This window comes from Pseudomonas sp. SZ40 (assembly GCF_052958135.1).
Genome location: NZ_JBQWIF010000027.1, coordinates 51,358 through 75,283, shown reverse-complemented (window position 1 = coordinate 75,283; position 23,926 = coordinate 51,358). Strand labels below are relative to the sequence as shown.

Below are 23,926 nucleotides of genomic sequence, written 5' to 3'. Positions count from 1 at the left end.
GGCTCCTACACTGGCAGCGCGGATGCGGCGATGTTATCGGGGTACCGGACCGTAGGAGCCGGCTTGCCGGCGAATGGCGGCGTCACTGCCGATTCTGCTGGATGACCACTAACGCATCGCCCGCAAGCGGACCCCTACACGGGCAACGCGGATGCGGCGATGTGTTGCGATATGGCCGCGATCGTATTGCCCGCAAATGCGCGCCTACGCGAGCAGCTCTCCGAACGCCTTGTCGGCTTCCAGTACGGCTGGCAAGGCGTCGAACAGCTTGCCCAGATCCACCTCTTCGAACAGCGGGCCTTCCAGATCCTGGCGGGCTTCGTCCGTCAGGCCGTGGGCTTCGAGGCTTTCCTCGACGTGAATGGCCTGCGCGACCAGGCGCGCGTACTGGCTGCCGTCCGGTGCCTGGGCGGGTTTGCCCTGGTAGGCGATGGCGTTCTGGATCAGGGCCGGCAACTGCCAGCGGCGTGCCAGCTCGGCGCCGACTTCCGGGTAGCCGAAGCCCAGTTGCAACGTTTCCTCGGCAGCCTGGGCAGCGGCTTCGCGGTGCGGGTGACGGTTCAGGCGGCGGGCGAAGTCCGGCGCACCGCTCTGGATCAGCAGCTCGCCGATGTTGTGCATCATCCCGCAGGTGAAGGCCGCATCGGCGTCGAGCTTGAGCTGCTTGGCCAGCGTGCGGGCGATGCTGGCGACGCGGAAGCTGCGGATCCAGAAACTCTTCAGGTCGAATCCCGTGTCGACCTTGAAGGCGCCGGTCATGGCCGAAGCCAGCACCAGGGTGCGCAGCGTGTTGAAGCCCAGGCGCATGGCCGCATCTTCCACGCTGTTGGCCTCCCGCGAGCCACGAAAGCGCGCCGAGTTGGCCAGGCGCAGCACCTTGGCGGCGATCACCGGGTCACGCTCGATATTGCGCGCCACGCTTTCCAGGCTGGTGGCGGGGTTGTCGAATTGCTGGATCAGATCCTGGGCGACCTTGGGAACGCTGGGCAGGCTGTGCAGTTCGGCGAAGAGACTGGTGATATCCATATGATGCTCCTGGGCAGATTCCGGGGGACGATATGGAGTTTCAGCATAGTCGCGCTGGCGGCCGCTGCCAGGCGCAGATCCGCCTTTTTCGCAACAGGGCGGGGCCGCACAGGCTGAGAAACGCACGTGTTTTCAAGACGTAGCCTGGTGTCCGGCGCAAACTTGCAGCTCATCGGCAACCACCTGATTTCGCCCCGCACGCTTCGCCGCATAGGTGCGCCGATCCGCTGCGTTCATCAGTTCGTCCAGGCGGTCGCCATCCGCACCGAGGCTGGCTACGCCGGCGCTGAGGGTCATCTGCAAAGGCGCGTCATTGAGTTCCATCGGGGTGCTGGCCAGGCGTTCACGCAGTTCTTCGGCAATCACCGCAGCCTGCTGTGCACTGGTATTGGGTAACAGCGCCGCGAACTCTTCGCCGCCCAGGCGGCAGAGCAGGTCGGTGGCGCGCAGCCGCTGCGATAGCACGGCGGCGAAGTGCTGGAGCGCCTGATCACCGGCCTCGTGGCCGAAGCGGTCATTGATCTGCTTGAAGTGGTCGATGTCCAGGTACACCAGAGCCAGCGGGGTGTGGTTGCGACGGGCATGGTTGCGCTCGCGATGAAACACTTCGGCGAGTTTCGAGCGGTTGGCCAGGCCGGTGAGGTTATCGGTGCTGATCAGCTCGATCAGCCGCCTCTCGGTGATTGCCCGGGTCTGTTCGTAAGTGTGGGAAAAGATGATGATGGCAAGCGTTGCCAGGCCGATGTCGAGCAGGAAGCCCATATTGTCCATCGGGTCCTTGTCGGCGTAATGCAGGGTGTACAGGTACAGCCCCAGGCTCACGAACACCAGCGAACCTATCAGCCCCAGGCGCAGGCCGAGCAGCAGGTAGAGAATGATGGGGATGGTCTGGATCCAGGCGAAGATGCCCACCGACGTATGCGGGTTGGCCAGGGTGAACATCATCACCGTCAGAAACGGGACCAGATAGATGATGGTCAATGCTCGCAGGCGCTGGGTGCGGTCGATGATCAGCAGCATGTACAACGACACCAGCGTGTAGGCCAGCTCCATGCCTGCCAGCAGCCATAGCCCACGGGTTGCGTTGAAAGTCGAGAACAGCACGCCGAAGCACATCGTTACCCACAGCAGTGCCTTGAGCATGACGCGTCGCGTTTGGTCACTGTGGTCGAGCGGTTTGGGCATCTATGAGTTCTGCAGACGATCATGGGTAACAAGCGTAGCGGCGCGTTCTGACTATTGCAGCCCTTGCCAGCTCACGCATCAGATTGCAGACGATTTTGCACGAAGAAGGCATCGTGCCACTAGGGGTGTTTGGCCAACTGCTGGCGCAGCACGGGACGCATATCCAGCGAGGCCGTGCAGCCATGCTCGAAGGCCGCCTCCAGCCATTCGAGGTTGCGTTCGATGGCCTCACGGCTTTCCGGAGCCTGGCTGTTACCGAGGATGTATTCGGCCTCGGCGCGAAACTGCTCATGACTCAACGTATTGACCTGAGCCGGATCGACGGCGAAGCACTGGCTGGCTCTCATCGGCAGCGGGTAATAGGCCATGGCGGGATCTTCCTGCAACAGTGACCGCTCGACAGCATCGATCACTGCCAGATGTTCAGGGCTGTTGAACTCGAAACGCTTGTAGGCGGTGTCGCACGCCTGAGCGTTCAGCACGGCTGCGGCCACGAAGCCCGTTCTGGCCAAGGCATCCAGCGAAGCGCAGCCCTGGCGTAGGTCCTCCAGTGCCACGAGGGGATCCTGTGACCGCCTCTTCAGGCGCTCCTGCGCCTGAAACAGCCTGGCAGCCGGGTGGCCGAGCTGCGCAGCGCGATCGATATTGGTGCCGAAGTCATCGAGGTGGCGGTCGAGCTCCTCGGTGTCACCGCTCTGTTCGTTGATCGAGCGTTGCAGCTGGTTCAGCGCCTCCATCCCCTGTTCGTAAAAGGCCTCGGCTCTGGTAGTTGCCGCCGCGCTGGTGAGGCTGAACAGGGAAATGCCCAGCGCAAGGAGGCAAGCCAATGAAGAGTTGTGCATGTGAACCTGATGACGAAACCTTGATGTAAGGCGTACGACCATGGTTGCGCGCGAGGATTCGACGCGGCCCTGATCGCATGCCGAGATACCAGCGTATGTACAGATCGAGCGTTGTGTGGCATCGCTCAGGGCACCGTTTTCAGGCAAACACGAAATACTTGCGCACCGTCTCTACCACCTCCCAGGTGCCTTTCATGCCGGGCTCGACCACGAAGATATCCCCGGCCCTGAGGTGGATCGGCGCCATGCCGTCCGGGGTGATGATGCAGTAGCCTTCCTGGAAGTGGCAGTACTCCCACTTCACGTAGTCCACCCGCCATTTGCCGGGTGTGCAGATCCAGGTACCCATGATCTTGCTGCCGTCATCGGAGGTGTAGGCGTTGAGGTTGACGGTATGCGGTTCGCCTTCGATGCGTTCCCATTTGCAGGCATCGACGACGGGCATCGGTTGGGTATCGCGCAGTACGGTGATCGGTTGGTTGGCCATGAGTGGCTCCTGGTGGCGGTAGAGGTCACCCAGCATAGAGCCGTGCCGCAGCGGCCAATTGTCCAGGCTCGACACCGCTGTGCCCATCCGCGCTATAGGCATCTTTACTGCCGCCGGCCCGGAACTTGTAATTTTCCCTTTCAGTCCTATCTCTCATTGAGAGGTGGCGCCAGGCGCCGCATCAGCAAGTCGCACAGGGATGTCTTACCCTTCATCGCTCAATCGAGGCGCCCATGAATTCCGAAGAGCAAACCCTGATCGATGGCCTGTTTTCCCGCTTGCAGGAGGCCGAGCACCAGGGGGGATTGCGCGATACCGAGGCCGAAGCGCAGATCAAGACACATCTGGCCCGCCAGCCTGCTGCTGCCTATTACATGGCCCAGGCGATTCTGATTCAGGAAGCCGCGATCAAACGCCTGGATCAGCGCGTTCGTGAACTCGAGGCCCAAGCCACCGAGCAACAACGACAGCGCTCGGGCAACGGCGGCTTTCTCGCCGGCCTGTTCGGCGGCGGCCAGCAAGGTTCCACGCCGCAGCCTGCCCAGCGTCCCGCTGGCTGGGGTGAAACCCGATTCTCTCAGAGCGCTGCAGCATCCGCCGTACCGCCTGCCAGTGCACAGGCAGGCGCAGCGGCGGCCCAGGGTGGTGGCTTCATGCGTGGCGCCTTGCAGACGGCCGCGGGCGTGGCGGGCGGGGTGATGGTGGCGGATCTGCTGACCAGCATGTTCCACCACGACCAGCCGCAGGAGATCGTCGAGGTCATCCGCGAGGACCTACCTGCCCAGGACAGTTTCGCCAGCGATCTGGGCGAGGCCCCTTACGCGGGTACCGAGGACATCGACACCGATGCCTTCGACAGCTCGGATTTCTTCGACGACGGCGACACCTTCAGTTAGGCAATCCACGCAGCCCCGGTGCAACGGGCGCCGGGCGCCGGGCGCCGGGCGCCGGGCGCCGGGCGCCGGGCGCAAGTCGTCATTTACTGTGAGTCTTGCACGTGCGGGTCGAGTCCATCGACAGGTTGCTCACGATTGGGCGAGCGCGTTCAGCCGCCAGCGCAGCACCACCGAGCGCAGGCTCGATGGTGGCCGGGCGGCTGCGCCCACCATCTTTCGCACGTCAATGAGGTCTCTATGGATTTGCACATCAAGGGGCGCGTTGCGCTCATCAGCGGCGCTGCCGGGGGTATCGGCCTGGCGACGGCGAAACTGCTTGTCGAGGAAGGCGTACACCTGCTGCTGACCGACAAGGATCAGGCCGCCCTGGACAAGGCCTGCGCCGACCTACCCGGTGAAGTGCTGAGGGTCGCTGCCGACATGACCCGTCAGCAAGAGGTCGACGCGCTGGTAAAGGCTGGCGAAGCACGCTTTGGGCAAATCGATATCGTGGTGCATGCCGCCGGGGTCACCGGCGCCAAGGGCGACCCGCTGGCGCTGCCCGACAGCGACTACGAGGAGGCGTGGGCCACCGATTTCTTCTCCGCCGTGCGCGTCGCCCGGGCCACCGTCCCGGCGATGCGCTCGCGCGGTTGGGGGCGGCTGGTGTGCATCACCTCGGAGAATGCCGTGCAGCCCTACTGGGAGGAAGCCGTCTATAACGTATCCAAGGCCGCACTCGGCGCCTTCATCAAGAACCTGTCCTACAAGGAAGCGGCCCACGGCGTGTTGTGCAATACCGTGGCCCCAGCCTTCATCGAAACCAACATGACCGATGGCATGATGCGGCAGCGGGCCGAGGAGCAGGGCGTTTCCTTCGACGAGGCCGTGGCGAGCTTTCTCGAGGAGGAACGCCCCGGTATCGTCCAGAAACGCCGCGGTCAGGCTGACGAAGTGGCGGCAGCCATTGCCTTGCTGGTATCCGAGCGGGGGTCGTTCATCAATGGCAGCAACCTGCGGGTCGATGGCGGCTCCGTCCAGGCCGTGCAGAACTGAGCCCGGACGTACCCGCGTTCTGCGGCTCAGGTGGCCGAAGCAGGGCTGCCCAGCAGGGTGCGGTCCACCAGGCGAATGCTGTTGCGCCCGCCGCGTTTGGATTGATAGAGCGCCACGTCCCCCTGTTCGATCAGCGCCGCCAGGCTGGCCGGCGGTTGATCGAACAGGCTGGCGCCGATGCTCAGGGTTACCGCTTCAGGGGTGGCGAAGGTTTGCGCGGCTACGCCATGGAAGCGCTCGCGCAGCCCGTCGCCCAGGCTGACGATGCGTTCGTGGGACGCATCGCGCAGCAGGATCACGAATTCGTCGCCCCCCAGACGCGCTGCCAGTGACCCCTCGGGCAGCACCAGACGAATCATCTCGCCCAGTGCCACCAGCAGGCGGTCGCCCGCACTATGCCCGTGCAGGTCGTTGACCAGCTTGAAGTTGTCGATATCGATCAGCAGCAGCGCGCCGGGGCTCCTGGGCGACACCTCGTTGAGCAGTCTGGGCGCTCGTGCTTCCAGAGCGCGGCGGTTGTACATGGCGGTCAGCGGGTCGCGCGCGGCCAGCCGCTCGATGCGTTTCTCGCGACGGTAACGTACCGTCCCGGTCATCGACAGGGCGATCAGCATGAGCGCCATCACGCCTTCGACCAGCGAAATCTGAATGATCTCGCCACGGAAGGCCGCCAGATCGATCAGCGTGCCCGGCACCAGCACCGGTATGGTCTTGGCGACGTAGAACAGGCCGTGGCCCAGCAGCACATAGCGCAACTGTGCGGCACCGGCACCCAGCGATTTGCCCTGAGGCCTTAGCAGCCAACTGGCCCAGAGCGCCGTCAGCGCGACCAGCAGCGAGTTGACCAGCAGCATCACCTTCGACCACAGCGGGCCCTCCGGCAGGAGCAGCATGGCGAACCAGATACCCACCATCAGGTACCAGGCCCGGGACAGGCGCGTTTCGGTAAAACGCGCCACGCCCACCAGAAACAGCCAGTGTGCGGTGATCAGCAGCCCGTTGGCGAACCAGATACCCACCAGCAGCAGGCCACTGCTGCGCAACAGGGCCAGGGTCGAGCCCACGCTGATCAGGGCGAAACCGGCGCTCCAGAAGAGCAGGGAGGGTTCACGAACGGTCTGCCACTCGATCGCCAGATACAGCGCCGCCGCCAGGGCGAGGGCGATGGTGATCGTCAACATGGTTAAGGGATCGAACGCCATGTTCTGGTCGGGCCTGCCTGTTTGTTGGGTGGAAGTGTTGGGGGCATCGCGGGGGCTTGAGCCGTTGCAGATCGTGCACAGGGCTACGGTTTTGCGGTCGCGATTGTAAGCGTTCGGTTGTCGATTTCAGGCAGGGCAACGTAAAGAAACGGATGGATGGCAGGCTTCTCTCAGCCTTGTCTCTCTGCCACTTGATCGCGCTGCCTGCCCGGTTTCATGCAGTCTGGCAGACTGCATGGCGTTTTCCACTGGTGGGCTCGCTCATTGCGGCTTGGGCCGTACCGTCAGGCTGACCAGACGGGTCACCACCAGGCCGATGTACATGACGCCCGCGAACTGCTCGAGCATCACCAGCGCCCGGGCGAATGGCCTCAACGGCAGGATATCGCTCAGGCCGACCCCCGACAGGGTGGTGAAGCTCAGGAACAGCAGCTCCACCCAGGTGCGTTCCGCTTCCGGGTTGATCGCCGCCGTGAAACTGCCAGGGCTGAGCAACTGGCACACGGAAAAGGCGTGGGCGAAGGCCCAGGCCAGCAGGGTGAAGGTGGCGCCGACCGCGAACAGCTCATCGGTGCTCGCTCGCTGATCCTCCATCATGTAGGCGATCAGGCCGCCAGCGGCATAGAAGTAGAAGCTCGACTCCAGGGCCGCGAGCAGAATCGCCAGCGCGGTGTTGTATTCGAACTCCACGGCTACGGTCAGGGCCAGGATGCAGGCGGCTTGCGTGAACGCGATCCACTGGATGGTCGGGCTGCTGCGCACCATGCGCAACGACATCGCCAGCACGATGATGCCAAAGGCACCCACGATGGCACGGCCTTCCGACAGCCGCTCCATGAAGGGGTAGAGCACGATGCCCAGCAATTGCACGAACAGCAGGCTGGCAGAGGGGTAGCGGATCAGGTACGTGTGGGCCTTGGGCATCGAATTGAACCGGAGCGAGGGGGTGCTGGAGGGAGGGCACGGGGCTATTTTGCCGGGCAGTCTAATGGATCGCGAGCCCGGCGTATGCTGCCGTTCAAGGTATTCGCGAGCTTACCTGCGCGCCGGGTAGGTAAGCCTGCTGAGACGCTTCGCATCGCCCGTCAGCGCGGTCGCGCAACCGCATCGCTGCGGCACCTCGAACACCGGGCTACGGGCAGAGCGCGACGATTCGAGCCGATCACTCTCCCCAGTTCTGCTCATCATCGGTGCATCCACTACCTGTCCAGTCGGCCGGGTAAAGGCCATCGCGCACCGCGCGATGAAAACTCGAATACGGCCACTCCCGTGCCTGGCTCACGTAGCCATGCCTGACGGGGTCGAAGTGGATGTAGTCGAGGTGGCGCTGGTAGTCGAGGTCATCGGCGATCCGTTGCCGCCAATAGCGCCGTTGCCAGAGGCCACGCTCGCCGCGGATCAACTGGTGCAGGCGGCGCGGTTCGGTCTTGTCCAGGCCTTGCGAGAAGGCGAACCTGATGGCCTTCCAGCGCAGGGCGACCTCGCTGTCGCCTTCGGGTAGCGTCCAGACGCAATGCATGTGCTCGGGCAGCACGACCCAGGCGTCGATATGGAAGGGGTGGCGGTCCTTGGTGGCCCGTACCGTTTCCCGCAGCAGATCGATATGCCGGGTCAGCAGATCATTGCGGCGGTCGAGCAGGGTGAGGGTAAGGAAATATGAAGCCCCGGCAACGCGGGCACGGCGATAGAGCGACATGGCGGCTCATCCTTGAGCGTGGTGTTCGTTCACTACAGCATGGTAGATGGAGGCGGCCTTATCCAGTCTGCGCCGCGCCCATCGATAGAGGCGAGCGCGCAGCGGTACTTCGGCTATGATGCGCCACCGCGCAAAGCCCTCGCACATCATCAGGTCGCCATGTCCGTCAACGCCCTCTATACCGACCTGTCCGATCATTACGATCTGATGTGCGCCGACATCGACTACAAGGCGCAAAGCCACTGCATTCAGCGGCTGCAGCAGCTGTTTGGCAACGGGGGCAATCGGCACCTCGATCTGGCCTGCGGCACCGGGCCCCATGTTCGCCACTTTCTCGATGCCGGCTATCGCAGCAGCGGGCTCGACATCAACCAGCCCATGCTGGACAAAGCCGCCGCGCGTTGCCCCGAGGCGCAGTTCGCCGTGCAGGACATGTGCGACTTCAGGGTCAACGAGCCGCTCGATCTGATTACCTGCTTTCTCTACTCCATTCACTACAGCGGTGGCATCGACAGGCTCCAGGCCTGCATCGCCAGCGTGCATGCCGCGCTCCAGCCCAACGGGCTGTTCTGCTTCAACGTCGTCGACAAGAGCAAAATCGACAACAGCCTGTTCGCGGCACACAGCGTCAACGACGACGAAGGCCTGTTCACCTTCAGCTCGGGTTGGCATTACGCCGGTGAGGGCGAGAAGCAGTCGTTGAGGCTGAGCATCGAAAAGACCACCGCGCATGAGCACCTGATCTGGCACGACGAACATCCCATGGTCGCGGTGACGTTCGCCGAGTTGCAGGCGCTCCTTGAGCCCTACTTCGAGGTACACGTGCTCGAGCATGACTACGAAAAGATCCTGCCCTGGGATCAGGCCTCCGGTAACGCACTGTTCGCCTGCGTGAAACGCTGACCAACAGCCGGTAACCTGCAAGGGTCGATCACCCGGCGCCTGGGCAGTTCGTTGCCTCAAACAAAAATGCCCGCGTGGCCTGAGGCCAGTGCGGGCATGTTTATCAGCCAGTATTCAGCCGTTACGGCAAGCGGCTCAGACGGCAGCGACTACCTTGGCTGGCGGCTGAGTACGACGACCCAGCACCCCGGCACCTGCAGCGACCAGGCCCGAGATCACCAGGGTGATGAGCAGAATCCAGGCGCCTTGGGATACACGCTTGGCCGCCACTTCAGCCGCTTCACGGGCTTTCTGCTCGGCCTGGGCTTTGAGTTCCTGATACTTGGCATATGCCTCGCGATAACTGGCCTGGGCCTGATCGACGATCTGGTTGGCCTCGGCGTCGGTCTTGTTGCCACGCGCCTTGATCAGATTGACCAGCGCTTCACGGTCGGCAGCGTCCCAGGCCTGGTCGCCCTTGGCCTTGATGCGGTCCAGCAGGCCACCCAGTTGCTCGGTGGCCTGTTGCGGGTTTTCAGCGCTGCGCTGGGCAGTCTGCTGGGCATCCTCCTGGGTGGCCTGAGCTTGCTGATCGAGGTTGTCCGGGTTCAGCTCGGGCTTGCCGGTCTGGCGCATGGCCTGTTCGAGTTCACCCTGGATATCGTCCAGGTTGAAGTCGATACCTTGCTCGCGTAGCTCGTCCTGGATCTTGCCGCCCAAGGCTGGCGCCACCTGAGCGATACCGCTGCCCAGCGCAGACACACCGCTGCCGGCCAGGTTGAGGCCGCCGCGTACCACGCCAGTCACCGCGCTGGAGACCAGGTAAACGGTGATCAGCGAAACGCTCGCCCACACCAGCAGGCCATGGAAGGCACCTTCACGCTGTGCGAGGCGGCCAGCGGCCCAACCACCGATGAACAGGGAAATCACCGAGCTGACGACCACCCAGATGGCGGCGCCGGTACCCACGCCCGATACCGGGTCGGCTTCCTGCAGCGGGTCGATGCTGGCGCTGCCGATGGCCGTGCCGAGCACGCTGAGCAGCAGGGAAACCATCATGGCCAGCACTACGCCGGCCAGAACCGCACTCCAGGAAATACGTTTGAGCAGCGGCGCTACTGCGGCAGTGTCGTGGTAGACAGGATTGGTGTAGCCGTTTGGAGCACTACGATCGTCGCGAATCATGATGGCAGCCCTTTAATTCAATGGCAGTACGAGCCAATCGCTCGTACTCCAGATGACTAGGGCCGCAACGAGAAAGTTTGGAATGTATTTCTAGGTGTGTTTCCCGTTATCCGTCATCCCTTGGCAGGCGGGCAGGAAAATCTGCGAGCGCCGTATGTAAATATGAATGCGACGCTATTTCGTAAGTAAATATTAAGCATTATCATTCGCGCCCCAAAAATAACTTTCTCTTCTTGGATGCGCCTCCTTCATGCCTGCCTTTCTGCGTCTCAACTCTGTTGCGCTTGGCTTTTCCTTCCTTTTCACCGCCGGCCTAACCCACGCGGCCCCAACCGTGCTGCCGGAAACGTCGATCAACGCGGATGTCGACGCGCAAGCCGATAGCCCCCGCGTCAAAGAAGTCAGCACTGCGACACGCACCGCGACGCCGGTTCGTTATGTTCCGCAAGCCATCGACTCAGTGAAAACCGCCAATGTGCTCGATTACGGCACCAACGACCTGGCCACGGCACTAAGCGGCATTCCCAACGTCAGCAGCGGAGCGGATACACGCTTCGACGGGCTGCGTATTCGCGGCTTCGAGGCCAGCAACGATTTCTATCTGGATGGCGTGCGTGATGACAGCCAGTACGTGCGCGACCTGCACAACATCGAGCGCATCGATGTGCTCAAGGGCCCGGCTGCGGTGCTCTACGGGCGCGGCAGCCAGGGCGGCATCGTCAACCGTGTCAGCAAGGTGCCTGAAGCCGGGCGCCGTTCCAGCATCGAGGCCCAGGGCGGCAGCGAAGACATGCGCAGCCTGTACGCCGACCTGAGTGCGGATGCGACCGAGAACATCAGCCTGCGCCTGAACATGGGCAATCAGGACGCCAACAGCTTTCGCGACGACGTTTCCAGCCACCGCCAGCTGTTCGCGCCGTCCATCAGCTGGCAACTGACGCCCCGGCTCAACTGGCTGGCGCAGTACGAGTACAGCCGCTTCGACCGTACCCCGGATCGTGGCATTCCTGGCGTGAACGGGCGCCCGGCCGATGTGAAGCGCGAGACCACCTACGGTGATGACCGCGATTACATCGACGACAAGGCCCAATCGCTGCGTTCCAAACTCACCTACGAGCTGAACGACAACTGGCAACTGCGTCAGACCCTGAGCGTGTTCAAGCTCGACAGCGACTTCGACAACACCTACCTGACTAGCGCCAATGTCGTTACCAACCGGGTGAGCCGTGCACGCTTTCAGCAGGATCTGCGCACCCGCAATATCTTCAACAACCTGGAGGCGGAAGGCACCGTCGACACCTTTGGCCTCGAACACCGCTTGTTGACTGGCGTCGAGATCGGCAGCCAACGGCGCGATCCGAAGCTTTACACCTCGCTCGCTGTCAACCGGGGCGGCCAGGCAGTGCCGACGCTGGACCTCTACAACCCGGACCGCAACCAGAGCCACACCGGCCCCATGACGGCCTCGAGCAACAACCACACCGAAGTCGAAAGTCGCGCCATCTACGTGCAGGATCAACTGCGCCTGAACGATCAATGGCAACTGCTGGCAGGCCTGCGCTATGACCGCTTCGAGGTGGATACCACCAACAAGCTGACCAATATCCCGGATGGCCGCGACGACAACAGCATCAGCCCGCGCGTCGGCCTGGTCTGGACGCCGCTGCAGGATCACTCCTTCTACGCCTCGTGGAGCAAGAGCTACTCGCCGGTCGGCGGCGGGCAGATCGGCATCACCCCGAACGCCACGGGCAATACCAATGACCTGGATCCGGAGCAGACCCGCCAGAAGGAAATCGGCGTGAAGAGCGACTGGCTCGGCGACCGCCTGAGCACCACCTTCGCGATCTACGAGCTGGAACTCTACAACCGCCGTACCAGCGACCCGAACAATCCGGGGCTGTTCATCCTCAGCGGCCTGCAGCGTTCGCGCGGCATCGAACTCACGGCCACTGGCCAACTGGCGGGCAACTGGTACGTCCGCGGCGGCATCGGCCTGCAGGACGCCACCATCGTCAAGGACAACAACGGCCTGGCAGGCAACCGCGTCAGCAATGTCGCCAAACGCAACGGCAGCCTGTTCCTGACCTGGAAGCCGGAGCAGGGCTGGTACGCCGAAACCGGCCTGACCCTGGTGGGCAGTCGCTTTGCCGATAACCAGAACACCACGGTGCTGCCCGGCTACGGCCGCTGGGATGCCCTGGTTGGCTTGCGCCAAAAGGACTGGGACCTGCGCGCCGCGCTGAACAACCTCACCGACCGCACCTACTACAGCTCCGCCACCAGCGCCGGGCAGATCCGCGTCGGCGAGCCGCGCAACCTGGTGGTCACAGGCACCTACAGTTTCTGAAGCCTCGCAGCATGTCGCCCGGCATGCTCCACTCTCTGTGGCGTTGGCTACTTCGCCAACGCCACAGCGCTTTCAGCCGCTGCGCTTTTCACCTTGGCAGCCAGCACGGCGGCCTGTATCGCTGCCAGGCTGTGCTTGGCCGCTGGTGATTCGAACACCGCACTTTCCGCCAGTGTGTAAAAGCGCTCGCCGTTGTGCAGCGTGAACTCCACGAACGCCAGGTGCTCAGACCACGAGCGATAGCGCCGTACCATGAACAGGCTGTGTTTCGAAGTCACAGAGCGCACGCTGCTCAGCGGAATCTGCCGGTGGCCACTTTCGTTGGAGACGATCAGCTCGTCGTTGTGAATGGAGGCCGCCCCGGCCTTGTTCAACCGCCGCCATTCCAGCGCAAACCGCCATCCCATCAGCAACAAGCAGCCGCTGACCAGCAGTAGTTCAGGCAGCCGCGTGGCTGGCGCCTTGAACAGCACCACGCCACCGATTACCAGAAGAATGGCCAGGGTGATGGAGCGGTAGAAGTACACGTTGTGAAAATCGGGGAAGGTCAGAAAGCGGATGTCCATAAGCGATTTCCCTGGCTTGACCCGAATAGAAAAAGGCCGATGCCGAGCATTATTGGTGATGTGGAAATGCTTGCCGTGCGGTGTTCGTTCTTTCTGTTATTGCAATTAAGGCTGTCTGCGTTCAAGACGCCTTGCTGCATAAATACAGCCATTGGCGGCCACGGCCTGCTTGAGGTACTGCGTGCGCTCTGGTGTATTCCTGCCTGATCTTTCGGCAAGCAATTTATAAATCTCAGCCAGATAATCCTCTTTCTGGCCCAGCTGTAGCAGGAGACCTTCGTCGCGCTTTGGAATACACCGTAGGTCAACCGTCGGTTGTGGGTAGTACGCCGTGTAGCGCGTTATTTCGGTTGGCGCCTTTTTCAGCTGCGCCATATGGCGCGCGGTGGTTTCAAAGGGAACGCACTCCACTGCAAGAAGAACCGCTGCTGGCGCGAAGCCGTGATCAGCGCTTTCATTCAATAACGTGCAGGTGTCTTCCGTTCCCTGCATCAAGGACATGTGAAGCAGCGCAAGACGATATTGCGCGATCGGGTGGTCGAACCGGGACGCCTCCTGCAGCATCTCGCCGGCTGGGGCCACTAACCGTGAAATGGCAGCCGCCCGTTCGTCAAGTTCTTCAGGGGGGGAGCCTGCCCTGGAGGCGTTGAACATTGCCATAACCATCCCATCTAACGGCTCTAGCATTTCAACCGCTTGTCGATACTGGCGTTCTCCCTTTATCTCTTCTTCGCCCGCTGTGGCTGAGCAGAGGGGCATTACCGCCAGTATGCAAGCGGCTGCATATTTCAAAACAGACCGCGTCCCTTGCAGAAGTCCAGACGGAAATTGTTCATCGTTGAACATGATTGCTCCCTTAGGTAGGTATCGCTGTCAGTTTCTGACGGCTCGCCGTAGGCCGTGAGTGATCCATTTCACAAAGGTGTCGTTAGTGCGAGCGCGTCAGTGCAGCGTCGGAGTAAGTCGCTCTGCCACCAGCTGACGAGCCTGATGGGCCAGCTGATCCAGGTGATAGTCGCGCTGTTTCTCGGCTTCGCTCATGGCCTTCTTGCCGTTTTGTTTGAGCAAGTAGGCGTGGATCTGCCGCACCTCGGTGGACTGAAACACCGGCGCCAGATCCTGCACCGCCACCAGGCCATCGGAGCGGTGGTCGCGGGTGTTCATCAGCACCTGCGGCCCTTGTGCGGCCAGCACCTGAAAGCCCATGGTCTCGAAGGTCGGCACCTTGCCGGCCACGCAGGCCAGCTCCATATGCGGATGGCGCTCGATGATGCGTTGCAACATGGCGCGGGCAACACCACGCCGGCGATGGCTGGCCGCTACGGCCATGTAGGCGAGGGTGCAGGCTTCGGCGTCGTCCTGGCTGGGCAGGTACAGCGCGAAACCCAGCACCACGGCAGGATCCTGATCATCCAGGGCCAGCAGCAATTGCGTGGGGCTGTGCGCCTCACCGTCCATGGCCTGCAGGTACAGATGCACTTCGTAGCCGATCACGTATTGGTACAGCTGATAGAGCGGGTTGCTGGGCGTCAGCGGCACCGGGCTGATGTCACTGAAATAGTCCACCACCATCTGCAGCACCTGGGCTTTGAGGGACTCGGGCGGCGTGGCATTGAGGTGGGTAAGGGTGAACATCGACAGGCAGGCTCTTTATAAAACGGCGGGCGGCATTGTAACGCGTGTGGCCGCTGACGTTGTGTAAGGGAGAGGGTACGAGCTGTTCATCTCATGGCGCGTACCTCGGGTAACATGGCGCCGCAACGAACACCAACCCAGAAGGGCCTTATGGCAGCCTCGAAACGAAAATATGCAGGCATCGAGCGCGAGCTGATTCGCACGCTGACAGATGCCTGCGAAACGGCAAAGAGCGAGATCGTCGGCTTCCAGTGGCTCACCCATGACGTGGACTACGAGCGCTTTCCGCAGAGCCTGAGCGTGACGTGGATGTTCGATACCGAGGCCAACAAGGCAAAGGCACTCGCCTGTGCGGACAAGGCGAGAATGCTGGCGCTGACCCTGGCTGCTTTCGAGGAGGTAGGTATCAGCGTGACACGCACCGCCGACCACGTGACGTTTTCGGTCGAGCAGCCGGCAAGGGGCAAACGTGGCCAAGGACATTGAAAATCCCTGCGTGTCGCTGTGCCAGCTCAACAGTGAACTGTGCGTGAGCTGCGGGCGCACCCGAGAGGAAATCCGTAAATGGCGCGGCATGAAACGCCCCGAGAAGATGGCCACCGTGCAGAAGGCGGCGGCGCGGATGAAGGCGATTGCCAAGAAGAAAGGCAAATAAGTTGATCGTACCTATGCTCTGGTGGACATATCGTCGAGTACTACGGACTTGGAGCTTTAAGTAGCTGGCAGCCTAGGCTTGCGATTGGGTTGCTCCATGAAGATGCTTGCCCTGACTACTACCTGAAAGCTTTTTGGAGGCTTTACAGTGGACGTCGACGTAGACAACGATTTTGGTGTCATGAACTCCGATGGTGTTTTGACCAGGCGCTTCGATATCATTTTATTTGGAGGTGCTTCCGAGGCTGAGTGGATTGTCCAGACATTTGATGGAAATCCCATTTGTGAAGAGCAACGCTCGGCACTTCGTGAGTTATCTTCTAATAAGCAATCGATCTGTGCAGCTGTTGAAGAAGCGGTGTATCTCTATTACCTGGATAACATCGAAGCATTCAGGTCGTGTTTCGATTTTGATGAAGTAGAAGTCAAAGCACCTAGAGTCAATAGTGTTTCCGATATGCGTGGTTTGGTTTTTCTAAAATATATAAAATTTATGCATCCTTTCGATTCTGTTACGCGCCAAGTAGGATTTATCTTTGATTCAATATTCGATCCGGAACTTGGTATAGGTGTTCTTGTTGTCGACGGCGAAGTAGAGTCCGTAGATACCCAAGATTTCTTGCTAGGTTAGTTCGAGCGGTGAAGAGGGTTTGAATCGCTGTGTAATCACGCAGAGCGTGGATACGATCAAAAAATAATCTTTAATCGAGTAAAGCGTTAAGGTAAATGTATGAGGAAAGGCATAGATGTTGAGAGCGTTGTTCAGCAAATCTTTAAAAAGACGTTGCTAGTAATTCTTGGGTCGGGGCTGGTTGGTAATGCTCTTTATATATATGGATTGGCATATTATGAGGGGTATATTAAAGCCTTGGGGCTAGATGTGCTTCTATTTCCAATTGAATGGTCTGAAGCGAGGTTGTGGACATATTTTGCGAGTCGCGAGCTTGGGGTTAGTACGGTGAATGTATGGATGAAATTTACATCCTCATTTATGCCGGCTGTCATGATTGCAGCTTATGTGGTAGTTAGACTTTGGATAGCATTAAATGGGCCAGCCAAGAAGGTGCGGCCTAAATTATCAAGGGTAAAAAGACTTCGGAAGTTGGTTGCTTTCGGTAGGAAATGGCCTGTGGTCTATAAGGTCACGAAGTGGCTAATGATTAAGGAACAGGCTTTTTGGGGTTTCATTGCTTCATATTTTGCGCTTGTATTCATGGTCTTTGTTCCTTTGTTCTTGCTTGTCTGGGTGCTGTTTCCAGCAGTTGGGGTCTCTCATGGGAAATATGTCGGCAAAAGCCTCATGTCCTTCTATGAGAAGAATCTTTGCGGGGATGAGTCTGATTATTGGAATAGGTGTGTGCCGATTCGGACTGCGCATTTGGAAGATGAGTCTCTGCCGGAAAAAATAAATGTTCGTATAATTGCTGCCTCAGGCGATTTGTATGGGCTTATGACAAAGGATGGCCCTGTTGTGATGACTAAACCTCCGGTTATTTATTATTTGAACGCCAAAAGAGAGTGTGCTGGTAAAGTCTGCAGTAATTCAGAGGCTCCTAATGAGTAACTATGGCGAATGTGGGGCGTTTAGCGCCGCGGTGTCCGAGACCCGTCAGGAGGTCAAGTGGAGGTGCTGTGGAGAGGGGCGTTTAGCATGGATGCCAAACGAGGAGCAATGGCCGGGGCCGCCTAGGCAGGGATAGCCCACCGTGACGACCCTCGGAACAGTGCCGGAACCAGGGGAGTTGAGCGTAGCGAAACCCGGATGCCGGGCGCTTTCTCTTTGGTTACTTTCTCTTTCGCGCGAGCAAAGAGAAAGTGACTCGCCGTAAGGGCGAAAACGGTAGGAGAGGACGACGGAGAAAATAAATCTGCCTCCTTTTCCGTTTTGAACCATGGTGGACAAGCTTCGCGTTGCCATCCTACTCGTTGAATTGGTTATTGATCGACTTAGAGCATCAAGTGGACTTCCCACGCGTGGTGTGGGAACGATCAGTCAAAAAATCTAGCTTAGGAATTATTAAGCTAACTTCTTTTTAAGGATATAAGTAGGGCGCCTGCTGTGTTTTGAGGAATTAATCCCTGTGTTATCTTCTTCTGAAGATAAGCAGGGAATTTTTGAGGGAGATAGATGCTTTCTAACCAGATTCGAAACTCGCCGAGTGCGCTGAGTGGGTAGATGTTTGCCTCCGTCCTTGCAGCTGACTGAGGAAAATAGTCTGGGTATTCATGGGGATGTTTTTTTCTGCTTCCATGAACGGACTCTAGATTGGCAGATGCCCAGTGCTTTGCCCACATTTGTCCCACGCTGATATCTGGGACGGTATGGGTGTCTATTATTAGTCCTGACTCAATAGCTGAAATTACAATGTCAGCAATTTCTCTGAATACGCTAAAGTAGCCCGCAGGTAGTTTGTTAAGCAGTATTCTGTCGTGATAGTGCCGCCACGAGTCAAGCTTAAGTTTTTCTGGTGAAAAGCCTACGCTTTCGTATATGAAATTGCGTAATGTTTTTCGAGCAAGTAGGCGGTAATTTCTTTGTGCTGTTTGTGCATCAGTGCTGTCGGAGTCAAAAGCGTAGTATTCAAGTATAGCCATGCATACCACGTCCGGGTAAGCACTGATTTTTTGTCCATTTTGCTCTGTCTTTATTACGATTCGGTCGGCATTGAATTCTTGTTGGGTTAATAGTTGCTTTATTCTCTTTCCTCTAGGTTTGAATGTTTCTTCTTCCCAATTGTTTGCGAGGTCGCTAATTGTCTTTGGATTGACGCCGCAAAGCCTTGCTAGGCCACGCTCAGTTAAATAAGGCGTTGTGTCATTCAGTACTCCCATCTGAATGCCGTCAATCTCTCCGAATGAAGCAGAGGGCAGCTCTAGTGGTAACTGAGTGTGAGTTACTGTATTCATTTCAGCTCCTTATTAGTTTCTCGGCTGCGCAAATCAGTAGGGAAGGATAGAGATTATCCATTGGAAGGGTTGTATTGGTTTTCTTTATAGACGCTATACCTTGTTCAAGGCAAAGCTTGGCGCACATTGCTCTCAGGTGATTTTGGTCAATGACAAGATTTTTATCTTTGCAATAATTTTCTACATCAGTGAGATCTGAATTGCCATCCGGCAGCGATATTGTTTCAATCTTTTGATTTATTTCCTCAAGCTGTCGCTCTGTTTCTTTAAATCGGAGACGTGTCTCTTCCGCTAGACGTTCTCTTTCTGCAATTTCTTTTATTAATAGGTTCGTATGTTGGGCTAGACTTTGAGCAAGCGACATTATTTCTGAGTCGCCATGTTTTACTGGTGGTGGGTATGTGCCATGTTTGCGTACGGATGGGATGACTTCGTGAAAAATCCACCGTTGGAATAGTTTGCTTGCGGGAGTGCTGTCTCTCGATATTATTCTATATAGCCCTGGTTCAGTTATAAAAACTTCAGTTCTTAGTTCGTTAGTGTTTTTAAAGTCCGCTGGAAAGTGTTTGTACTCATCGCTGTCTAAAACTTCTAGCTGAGCTTTTATTAGGCTTCCTAGTCCTGTTTTATTTTGCTCTCTATGACTACTATTTGTTTTTGCAAGAGTGAGGACTACATCTTCTAAGGAGATGTAGAGATTCTCTTGAATATACAGGCTTCTTATTTTTGACGAGCCATGTTGAGCGTGATAGTCAAGTAATATTGGGGTGTGCATTATTTTTCCTAATAAAAAGCCCCGCACTAGGCGGGGCTTTTTATTCAGCTTCATTCCCAACATCCATGGCAGGTGTTGGGTGAATCTAGCGTGATTTCAAACTGATATCAATCCCAGCTCAACGCCCCACCAGTCTGATACTCGATCACGCGGGTCTCGAAGAAGTTCTTCTCTTTCTTCAAGTCCATGATCTCGCTCATCCATGGGAAGGGGTTGCTGGCGCCTGGGTATTCTTCTTTCAGGCCGATTTGGGTCAGGCGGCGGTTGGCGATGAATTTGAGGTAGTCCTCCATCATCGCGGCGTTCATGCCGAGCACGCCGCGGGGCATGGTGTCGCGGGCATATTCGATTTCCAGCTGGGCGCCCTGCAGAATCATCTGGGTCGCTTCGTCTTTCATCTGCGCGTCCCACAGGCTCGGGTTCTCGATCTTGATCTGGTTGATCACGTCGATACCGAAGTTCAGGTGCATGGATTCGTCGCGCAGGATGTACTGGAACTGCTCGGCGGTGCCGGTCATCTTGTTGCGGCGGCCCATGGAGAGGATCTGGGTGAAGCCGCAGTAGAAGAAGATGCCTTCCAGTACGCAGTAGTAGGCGATCAGGTTCTTGAGGAACTGGCGATCGGTTTCCGGGGTGCCGGTTTCGAACTTGGGATCGGAGATCGAGCGGGTGTACTTGAGGCCCCAGGAGGCTTTCTTCGCGACGCTTGGGATCTCGTGGTACATGTTGAAGATTTCGCCTTCATCCATGCCCAGCGATTCGATGCAGTACTGGTAGGCGTGGGTGTGGATCGCTTCCTCGAAGGCCTGGCGCAGGATGTACTGGCGGCACTCGGGGTTGGTGATCAGGCGGTACACGGCCAGTACCAGGTTGTTGGCAACCAGGCTGTCGGCGGTGGAGAAGAAGCCGAGGTTGCGCATGACGATGCGGCGCTCGTCTTCGCTGAGACCGTCTGTGGATTTCCACAGGGCGATGTCGGCGTTCATGTTCACTTCCTGCGGCATCCAGTGGTTGGCGCAACCATCCAGATACTTCTGCCAGGCCCAGTCGTACTTGAAGGGTACGAGCTGGTTGAGGTCGGCACGGGCGTTGATCATCTGCTTGTCGCCGACTTCCACGCGTGCGGAGGTGCCTTCGAGCTCGTCCAGGCCTTCCTGGATGTCGAGGTCGTTCAGGGCCTTTTTCGCACGGGCAATGGCATCGGAGTCATTGGCGTCGATGGCACGGGCTTCGAGGGCGGCGGCGTCGCCGACCTGGTTGAGCCTTTCCAGGCTCATGTCGGCACTGGCTTGTGCGGCGGTCTGTTTCGGAGCGGCAGCTTCAGCGCCGTCTTCCTTGTCGAATTCATCCCAGCTCAGCATGGGTTGGCTCCTGCTAGAGGGTCGGCGTGAGAGCCGGCCTGTGTGGATAGTGGCTAATCGTCGGTGGCTCGCGGTGCACGCAGAGCGCTACGGCTGATTATTGCCAGGGCTGCGCCTGGCTTCGCGTTATCGGTGCCGGGTTGCAGTGAAGGCTGCAACCCGGCTGGTACCTTTAAGAGTCCGTCCACGACCTGCTGCGCGTCGGCGCTACTGCGTTAAAAACAAGCTCGGATGCTCATTTACCACTCGTAAACTCCGCTTCCTCGCTTGTTTTTGCCTTGTATCGCTCTAGCTCGCAAGGCCGTGAACAAACTCTTACTGGCAGGCTTCGCAATCCGGCTCGTCGATGGCGCACGCCTTCGGAACCGGAGCCGGGCCAGGGGAGGCCTGGGTGGCCGGCGCGGCAGCAGGTGCTGCGCTGAGGCCCTGGTCGCCACCACTGGACACGGCGTTGAGCTTGCCGGTGTTGATGGTCGATTTCTCGGTGCTGGTCGCGGCCAGGGCACGGAGGTAGTAGGTGGTTTTCAGACCACGGTACCAGGCCATGCGGTAGGTCACGTCGAGCTTCTTGCCCGAGGCGCCGGCGATGTACAGGTTCAGCGATTGCGCCTGGTCGATCCACTTCTGGCGACGGCTGGCGGCATCGACGATCCACTTGGTGTCGACTTCGAAGGCGGTGGCGTACAGGTCTTTCAGTTCTTGCGGGATGCGCTCGATCTGCTGCACGGAGCCGTCGTAGTACTTGAGGTCGTTGATCATGACCGAGTCCCACAGGCCGCGCGCCTTGAGGTCGCGAACCAGGTAGGGGTTGATCACGGTGAATTCGCCCGACAGGTTCGATTTCACGTACAGGTTCTGGTAGGTCGGCTCGATGGACTGCGACACGCCGGTGATGTTGGCGATGGTCGCGGTCGGCGCGATGGCCATGATGTTCGAGTTACGAATGCCTTTCTGCACGCGAGCACGCACCGGTGCCCAGTCCAGGGTTTCGTTCAGGTCGACGTCGATGTACTTCTGGCCACGGGCCTCGATGAGGATCTGCTGGGAATCCAGCGGCAGAACGCCCTTGCTCCACAGCGAACCCTGGAAGGTTTCGTAGGCGCCACGCTCGTCGGCCAGGTCACAGGAAGCCTGGATGGCGTAGTAGCTGACCGCTTCCATGGACTTGTCGGCGAAGTCGACGGCGGCGTCGGAACCGTACGGGATGTGCTGCAGGTACAGCGCGTCCTGGAAGCCCATGATGCCGAGACCGACCGGACGGTGCTTGAAGTTGGAGTTGCGCGCTTGCGGCACCGAGTAGTAGTTGATGTCGATGACGTTATCGAGCATGCGCACGGCGGTCTTCACGGTGCGCGCCAGCTTGGCGGTGTCCAGCTTGCCGTCAGTGATGTGGTTCGGCAGGTTGATCGAGCCCAGGTTGCAGACGGCGATCTCGTCCTTGTTGGTGTTCAGGGTGATCTCGGTGCACAGGTTGGAGCTGTGTACCACGCCCACGTGCTGCTGCGGGCTGCGCAGGTTGCATGGGTCCTTGAAGGTCAGCCACGGGTGGCCGGTCTCGAACAGCATCGAGAGCATTTTGCGCCACAGGTCTTTGGCCTGGATGGTCTTGAACAGTTTGATCTTGCCCGGGTACTCGGTCAGGGCTTCGTAGTACTCGTAGCGCTCTTCGAAGGCCTTGCCGGTCAGGTCGTGCAGATCCGGCACTTCGCTTGGCGAGAACAGGGTCCACTGGCCGTCGTCGAAGACGCGCTTCATGAACAGATCCGGGATCCAGTTGGCGGTGTTCATGTCGTGGGTACGGCGACGGTCATCACCGGTGTTCTTGCGCAGCTCGATGAACTCTTCGATGTCCATGTGCCAGGTTTCCAGGTAGGCACACACGGCGCCTTTGCGCTTGCCGCCCTGGTTGACCGCCACGGCGGTGTCGTTGACCACTTTGAGGAACGGCACGACGCCCTGGGATTTGCCGTTGGTGCCCTTGATGTAGGCGCCCAGCGAGCGAACCGGAGTCCAGTCGTTGCCCAGGCCGCCGGCGAATTTGCTCAGCAGGGCGTTGTCGCGGATGGCATCGTAGATGCCGCCCAGGTCGTCAGGCACGGTGGTCAGGTAGCAGCTGGACAGCTGCGGACGCAGGGTGCCGGCGTTGAACAGGGTCGGCGTGGAGGCCATGTAGTCGAACGACGACAGCAGGTTGTAGAACTCGATGGCGCGGTCTTCGCGGTTCTTCGGCTCTTCGATGGCCAGGCCCATGGCCACGCGCATGAAGAACACCTGGGGCAGTTCGAAACGGATGCCGTCCTTGTGGATGAAGTAACGGTCGTACAGGGTCTGCAGGCCCAGGTAGGTGAACTGCTGGTCACGCTCGTGGTTGATCGCCTTGCCCAGTTTTTCCAGGTCGTAGGTTTTCAGTTTCGGATCGAGCAGTTCGAACTCGACGCCAGCTTCGACGTAGGCGGGCAGGGCCTTGGCGTACAGCTCGGCCATCTCGTGGTGAGTGGCGCTGGCGGCGACGTTGAGGAAGCTCAGGCCTTCGGCGCGGATGTTGTCCATCAGCAGGCGGGCGGTGACGTAGCTGTAGTTCGGCTCACGCTCGACCAGGGTGCGGGAGGTCATCACCAGCGCGGTGTTGACGTCTTTCTGGGCAACGCCGTCGTACAGGTTCTTCAGGGTTTCTTTCTGGATCAGCGCGCCGTCGACTTCCAGCAGGCCTTCACAGGCTTCGGTGACGATGGTGTTGAGGCGACCCATGTCCAGCGGTGCCAGGCTGCCGTCAGCCAGGGTCACGCGGATGCTCGGGTGCGGCTGAGCGATGCCATCGGCGGCGTCGGTGGTCTTGCGCTTGTTGGCCTGGCCTTCGCGGTAGATCACGTAGTCGCGGGCAACTTTCTGTTCGCCGGAGCGCATCAGGGCCAGTTCGACCTGATCCTGGATCTCTTCGATGTGGATGGTGCCGCCCGACGGCATGCGACGCTTGAAGGTCGCGGTGACCTGCTCGGTCAGACGGGCAACGGTGTCATGGATACGCGAGGAGGCGGCGGCATTGCCACCTTCCACTGCGAGAAACGCCTTGGTGATGGCGACGGTGATCTTGTCACCGGTGTACGGCACGACGGTGCCGTTACGCTTGATCACACGCAGTTGGCCTGGTGCGGTCGCAGCCAGTGCCTGGTTGGCGTCTTCACCCTGAGGCGCCTGGGCCTGAGGGTTCTCGCGGGTGGTGTCGGTATGCATGAAGGTCTCCA

General features: G+C 59.3%; 23 protein-coding genes. 8 read left to right on the top strand and 15 right to left on the bottom strand.

The features are described 5' to 3' along the window. Positions 1-204: 204 nt before the first annotated feature. The 4 genes from ACT9T4_RS19445 to ACT9T4_RS19430 all read right to left on the bottom strand — a co-directional run bounded on the left by ACT9T4_RS19445 (position 205) and on the right by ACT9T4_RS19430 (position 3,540). Entirely contained in the window at positions 205-1,026 is an 822-nt protein-coding gene (locus ACT9T4_RS19445; protein WP_042552756.1) for an HDOD domain-containing protein, read from the bottom strand. Positions 1,027-1,158: 132 nt separating this feature from the next. Then, on the bottom strand, positions 1,159-2,211 hold the full coding sequence (locus tag ACT9T4_RS19440; protein ID WP_499118518.1) for a GGDEF domain-containing protein: 1,053 nt from the start codon (positions 2,209-2,211) through the stop codon (positions 1,159-1,161). Between the two features lie 119 nt (positions 2,212-2,330). Then, the gene (locus ACT9T4_RS19435; RefSeq protein WP_499118517.1) at positions 2,331-3,053 is read right to left on the bottom strand and encodes a hypothetical protein; all 723 of its coding nucleotides are present in this window, start codon (positions 3,051-3,053) and stop codon (positions 2,331-2,333) included. Between the two features lie 139 nt (positions 3,054-3,192). Continuing rightward, positions 3,193-3,540: a cupin domain-containing protein gene (locus ACT9T4_RS19430; protein ID WP_042552888.1), complete on the bottom strand. Its 348-nt coding sequence runs from the start codon at positions 3,538-3,540 to the stop codon at positions 3,193-3,195. Between the two features lie 233 nt (positions 3,541-3,773). Between ACT9T4_RS19430 and ACT9T4_RS19425 the strand changes: the two genes are divergently transcribed. Both ACT9T4_RS19425 and ACT9T4_RS19420 read left to right on the top strand, forming a co-directional pair. Further along, entirely contained in the window at positions 3,774-4,436 is a 663-nt protein-coding gene (locus ACT9T4_RS19425) for a DUF2076 domain-containing protein (RefSeq protein WP_499118515.1), read from the top strand. 237 nt (positions 4,437-4,673) lie between these two features. After that, positions 4,674-5,471 carry an SDR family NAD(P)-dependent oxidoreductase gene (locus ACT9T4_RS19420; protein WP_179537774.1) on the top strand — a complete coding sequence of 266 codons (798 nt, stop codon included), beginning with the start codon at positions 4,674-4,676 and terminating at the stop codon, positions 5,469-5,471. A gap of 26 nt (positions 5,472-5,497) precedes the next feature. On the opposite strand, the gene ACT9T4_RS19415 is transcribed toward ACT9T4_RS19420, so the two are convergent. The 3 genes from ACT9T4_RS19415 to ACT9T4_RS19405 all read right to left on the bottom strand — a co-directional run bounded on the left by ACT9T4_RS19415 (position 5,498) and on the right by ACT9T4_RS19405 (position 8,369). Continuing rightward, positions 5,498-6,673, bottom strand: coding sequence for a GGDEF domain-containing protein (locus ACT9T4_RS19415; protein WP_499118513.1), 1,176 nt, complete (start codon positions 6,671-6,673; stop codon positions 5,498-5,500). Between the two features lie 261 nt (positions 6,674-6,934). After that, entirely contained in the window at positions 6,935-7,597 is a 663-nt protein-coding gene (locus ACT9T4_RS19410; RefSeq protein WP_042552762.1) for an ion channel, read from the bottom strand. 238 nt (positions 7,598-7,835) lie between these two features. Next, positions 7,836-8,369 (bottom strand): REP-associated tyrosine transposase, encoded by a 534-nt coding sequence (locus tag ACT9T4_RS19405; protein WP_499118510.1) that lies wholly within the window; start codon positions 8,367-8,369, stop codon positions 7,836-7,838. Positions 8,370-8,528: 159 nt separating this feature from the next. Here ACT9T4_RS19405 and ACT9T4_RS19400 point away from each other — a divergent pair, with 159 nt between their 5' ends. Next, the gene (locus tag ACT9T4_RS19400) at positions 8,529-9,272 is read left to right on the top strand and encodes a class I SAM-dependent DNA methyltransferase (protein WP_499118508.1); all 744 of its coding nucleotides are present in this window, start codon (positions 8,529-8,531) and stop codon (positions 9,270-9,272) included. Between the two features lie 135 nt (positions 9,273-9,407). Here ACT9T4_RS19400 and ACT9T4_RS19395 read toward each other — a convergent pair whose 3' ends face one another. Next, the gene (locus ACT9T4_RS19395; protein WP_179537776.1) at positions 9,408-10,436 is read right to left on the bottom strand and encodes a hypothetical protein; all 1,029 of its coding nucleotides are present in this window, start codon (positions 10,434-10,436) and stop codon (positions 9,408-9,410) included. Between the two features lie 250 nt (positions 10,437-10,686). Here ACT9T4_RS19395 and ACT9T4_RS19390 point away from each other — a divergent pair, with 250 nt between their 5' ends. After that, positions 10,687-12,786 (top strand): TonB-dependent receptor, encoded by a 2,100-nt coding sequence (locus tag ACT9T4_RS19390; RefSeq protein WP_499118505.1) that lies wholly within the window; start codon positions 10,687-10,689, stop codon positions 12,784-12,786. A gap of 47 nt (positions 12,787-12,833) precedes the next feature. Here ACT9T4_RS19390 and ACT9T4_RS19385 read toward each other — a convergent pair whose 3' ends face one another. The 3 genes from ACT9T4_RS19385 to ACT9T4_RS19375 form a co-directional block, all read right to left on the bottom strand. Further along, entirely contained in the window at positions 12,834-13,352 is a 519-nt protein-coding gene (locus ACT9T4_RS19385; protein WP_499118503.1) for a hypothetical protein, read from the bottom strand. Positions 13,353-13,457: 105 nt separating this feature from the next. Next, complete coding sequence (locus ACT9T4_RS19380) at positions 13,458-14,198, bottom strand: hypothetical protein (protein WP_499118502.1); 741 nt, start codon at positions 14,196-14,198, stop codon at positions 13,458-13,460. Positions 14,199-14,294: 96 nt separating this feature from the next. Further along, positions 14,295-14,987, bottom strand: coding sequence for a GNAT family N-acetyltransferase (locus ACT9T4_RS19375; protein ID WP_499118500.1), 693 nt, complete (start codon positions 14,985-14,987; stop codon positions 14,295-14,297). 150 nt (positions 14,988-15,137) lie between these two features. Between ACT9T4_RS19375 and ACT9T4_RS19370 the strand changes: the two genes are divergently transcribed. The 4 genes from ACT9T4_RS19370 to ACT9T4_RS19355 all read left to right on the top strand — a co-directional run bounded on the left by ACT9T4_RS19370 (position 15,138) and on the right by ACT9T4_RS19355 (position 17,205). Further along, positions 15,138-15,473, top strand: a complete 336-nt coding sequence (locus ACT9T4_RS19370; RefSeq protein ID WP_179540017.1) for a hypothetical protein — start codon at positions 15,138-15,140, stop codon at positions 15,471-15,473. After that, the gene (locus ACT9T4_RS19365) at positions 15,457-15,642 is read left to right on the top strand and encodes a DUF1289 domain-containing protein (RefSeq protein ID WP_499118499.1); all 186 of its coding nucleotides are present in this window, start codon (positions 15,457-15,459) and stop codon (positions 15,640-15,642) included. Before ACT9T4_RS19370 ends, ACT9T4_RS19365 begins: the two co-directional genes overlap by 17 nt. Before the next feature lie 147 nt (positions 15,643-15,789). Then, positions 15,790-16,272, top strand: coding sequence for a DUF6985 domain-containing protein (locus ACT9T4_RS19360; protein ID WP_499118498.1), 483 nt, complete (start codon positions 15,790-15,792; stop codon positions 16,270-16,272). Positions 16,273-16,371: 99 nt separating this feature from the next. Further along, positions 16,372-17,205 (top strand): hypothetical protein, encoded by an 834-nt coding sequence (locus ACT9T4_RS19355; RefSeq protein WP_499118496.1) that lies wholly within the window; start codon positions 16,372-16,374, stop codon positions 17,203-17,205. Positions 17,206-17,663: 458 nt separating this feature from the next. Here ACT9T4_RS19355 and ACT9T4_RS19350 read toward each other — a convergent pair whose 3' ends face one another. From ACT9T4_RS19350 to ACT9T4_RS19335, 4 genes are all read right to left on the bottom strand, one after another. Continuing rightward, the gene (locus tag ACT9T4_RS19350) at positions 17,664-18,548 is read right to left on the bottom strand and encodes a BstA C-terminal domain-containing protein (RefSeq protein ID WP_499118494.1); all 885 of its coding nucleotides are present in this window, start codon (positions 18,546-18,548) and stop codon (positions 17,664-17,666) included. Between the two features lies 1 nt (position 18,549). Then, positions 18,550-19,377 (bottom strand): BRO-N domain-containing protein, encoded by an 828-nt coding sequence (locus ACT9T4_RS19345; protein ID WP_499118493.1) that lies wholly within the window; start codon positions 19,375-19,377, stop codon positions 18,550-18,552. 53 nt (positions 19,378-19,430) lie between these two features. Beyond that, on the bottom strand, positions 19,431-20,684 hold the full coding sequence (locus ACT9T4_RS19340; RefSeq protein WP_042552772.1) for a ribonucleotide-diphosphate reductase subunit beta: 1,254 nt from the start codon (positions 20,682-20,684) through the stop codon (positions 19,431-19,433). 315 nt (positions 20,685-20,999) lie between these two features. Further along, positions 21,000-23,915 carry a ribonucleoside-diphosphate reductase subunit alpha gene (locus ACT9T4_RS19335; RefSeq protein WP_042552773.1) on the bottom strand — a complete coding sequence of 972 codons (2,916 nt, stop codon included), beginning with the start codon at positions 23,913-23,915 and terminating at the stop codon, positions 21,000-21,002. Positions 23,916-23,926: the final 11 nt, after the last annotated feature.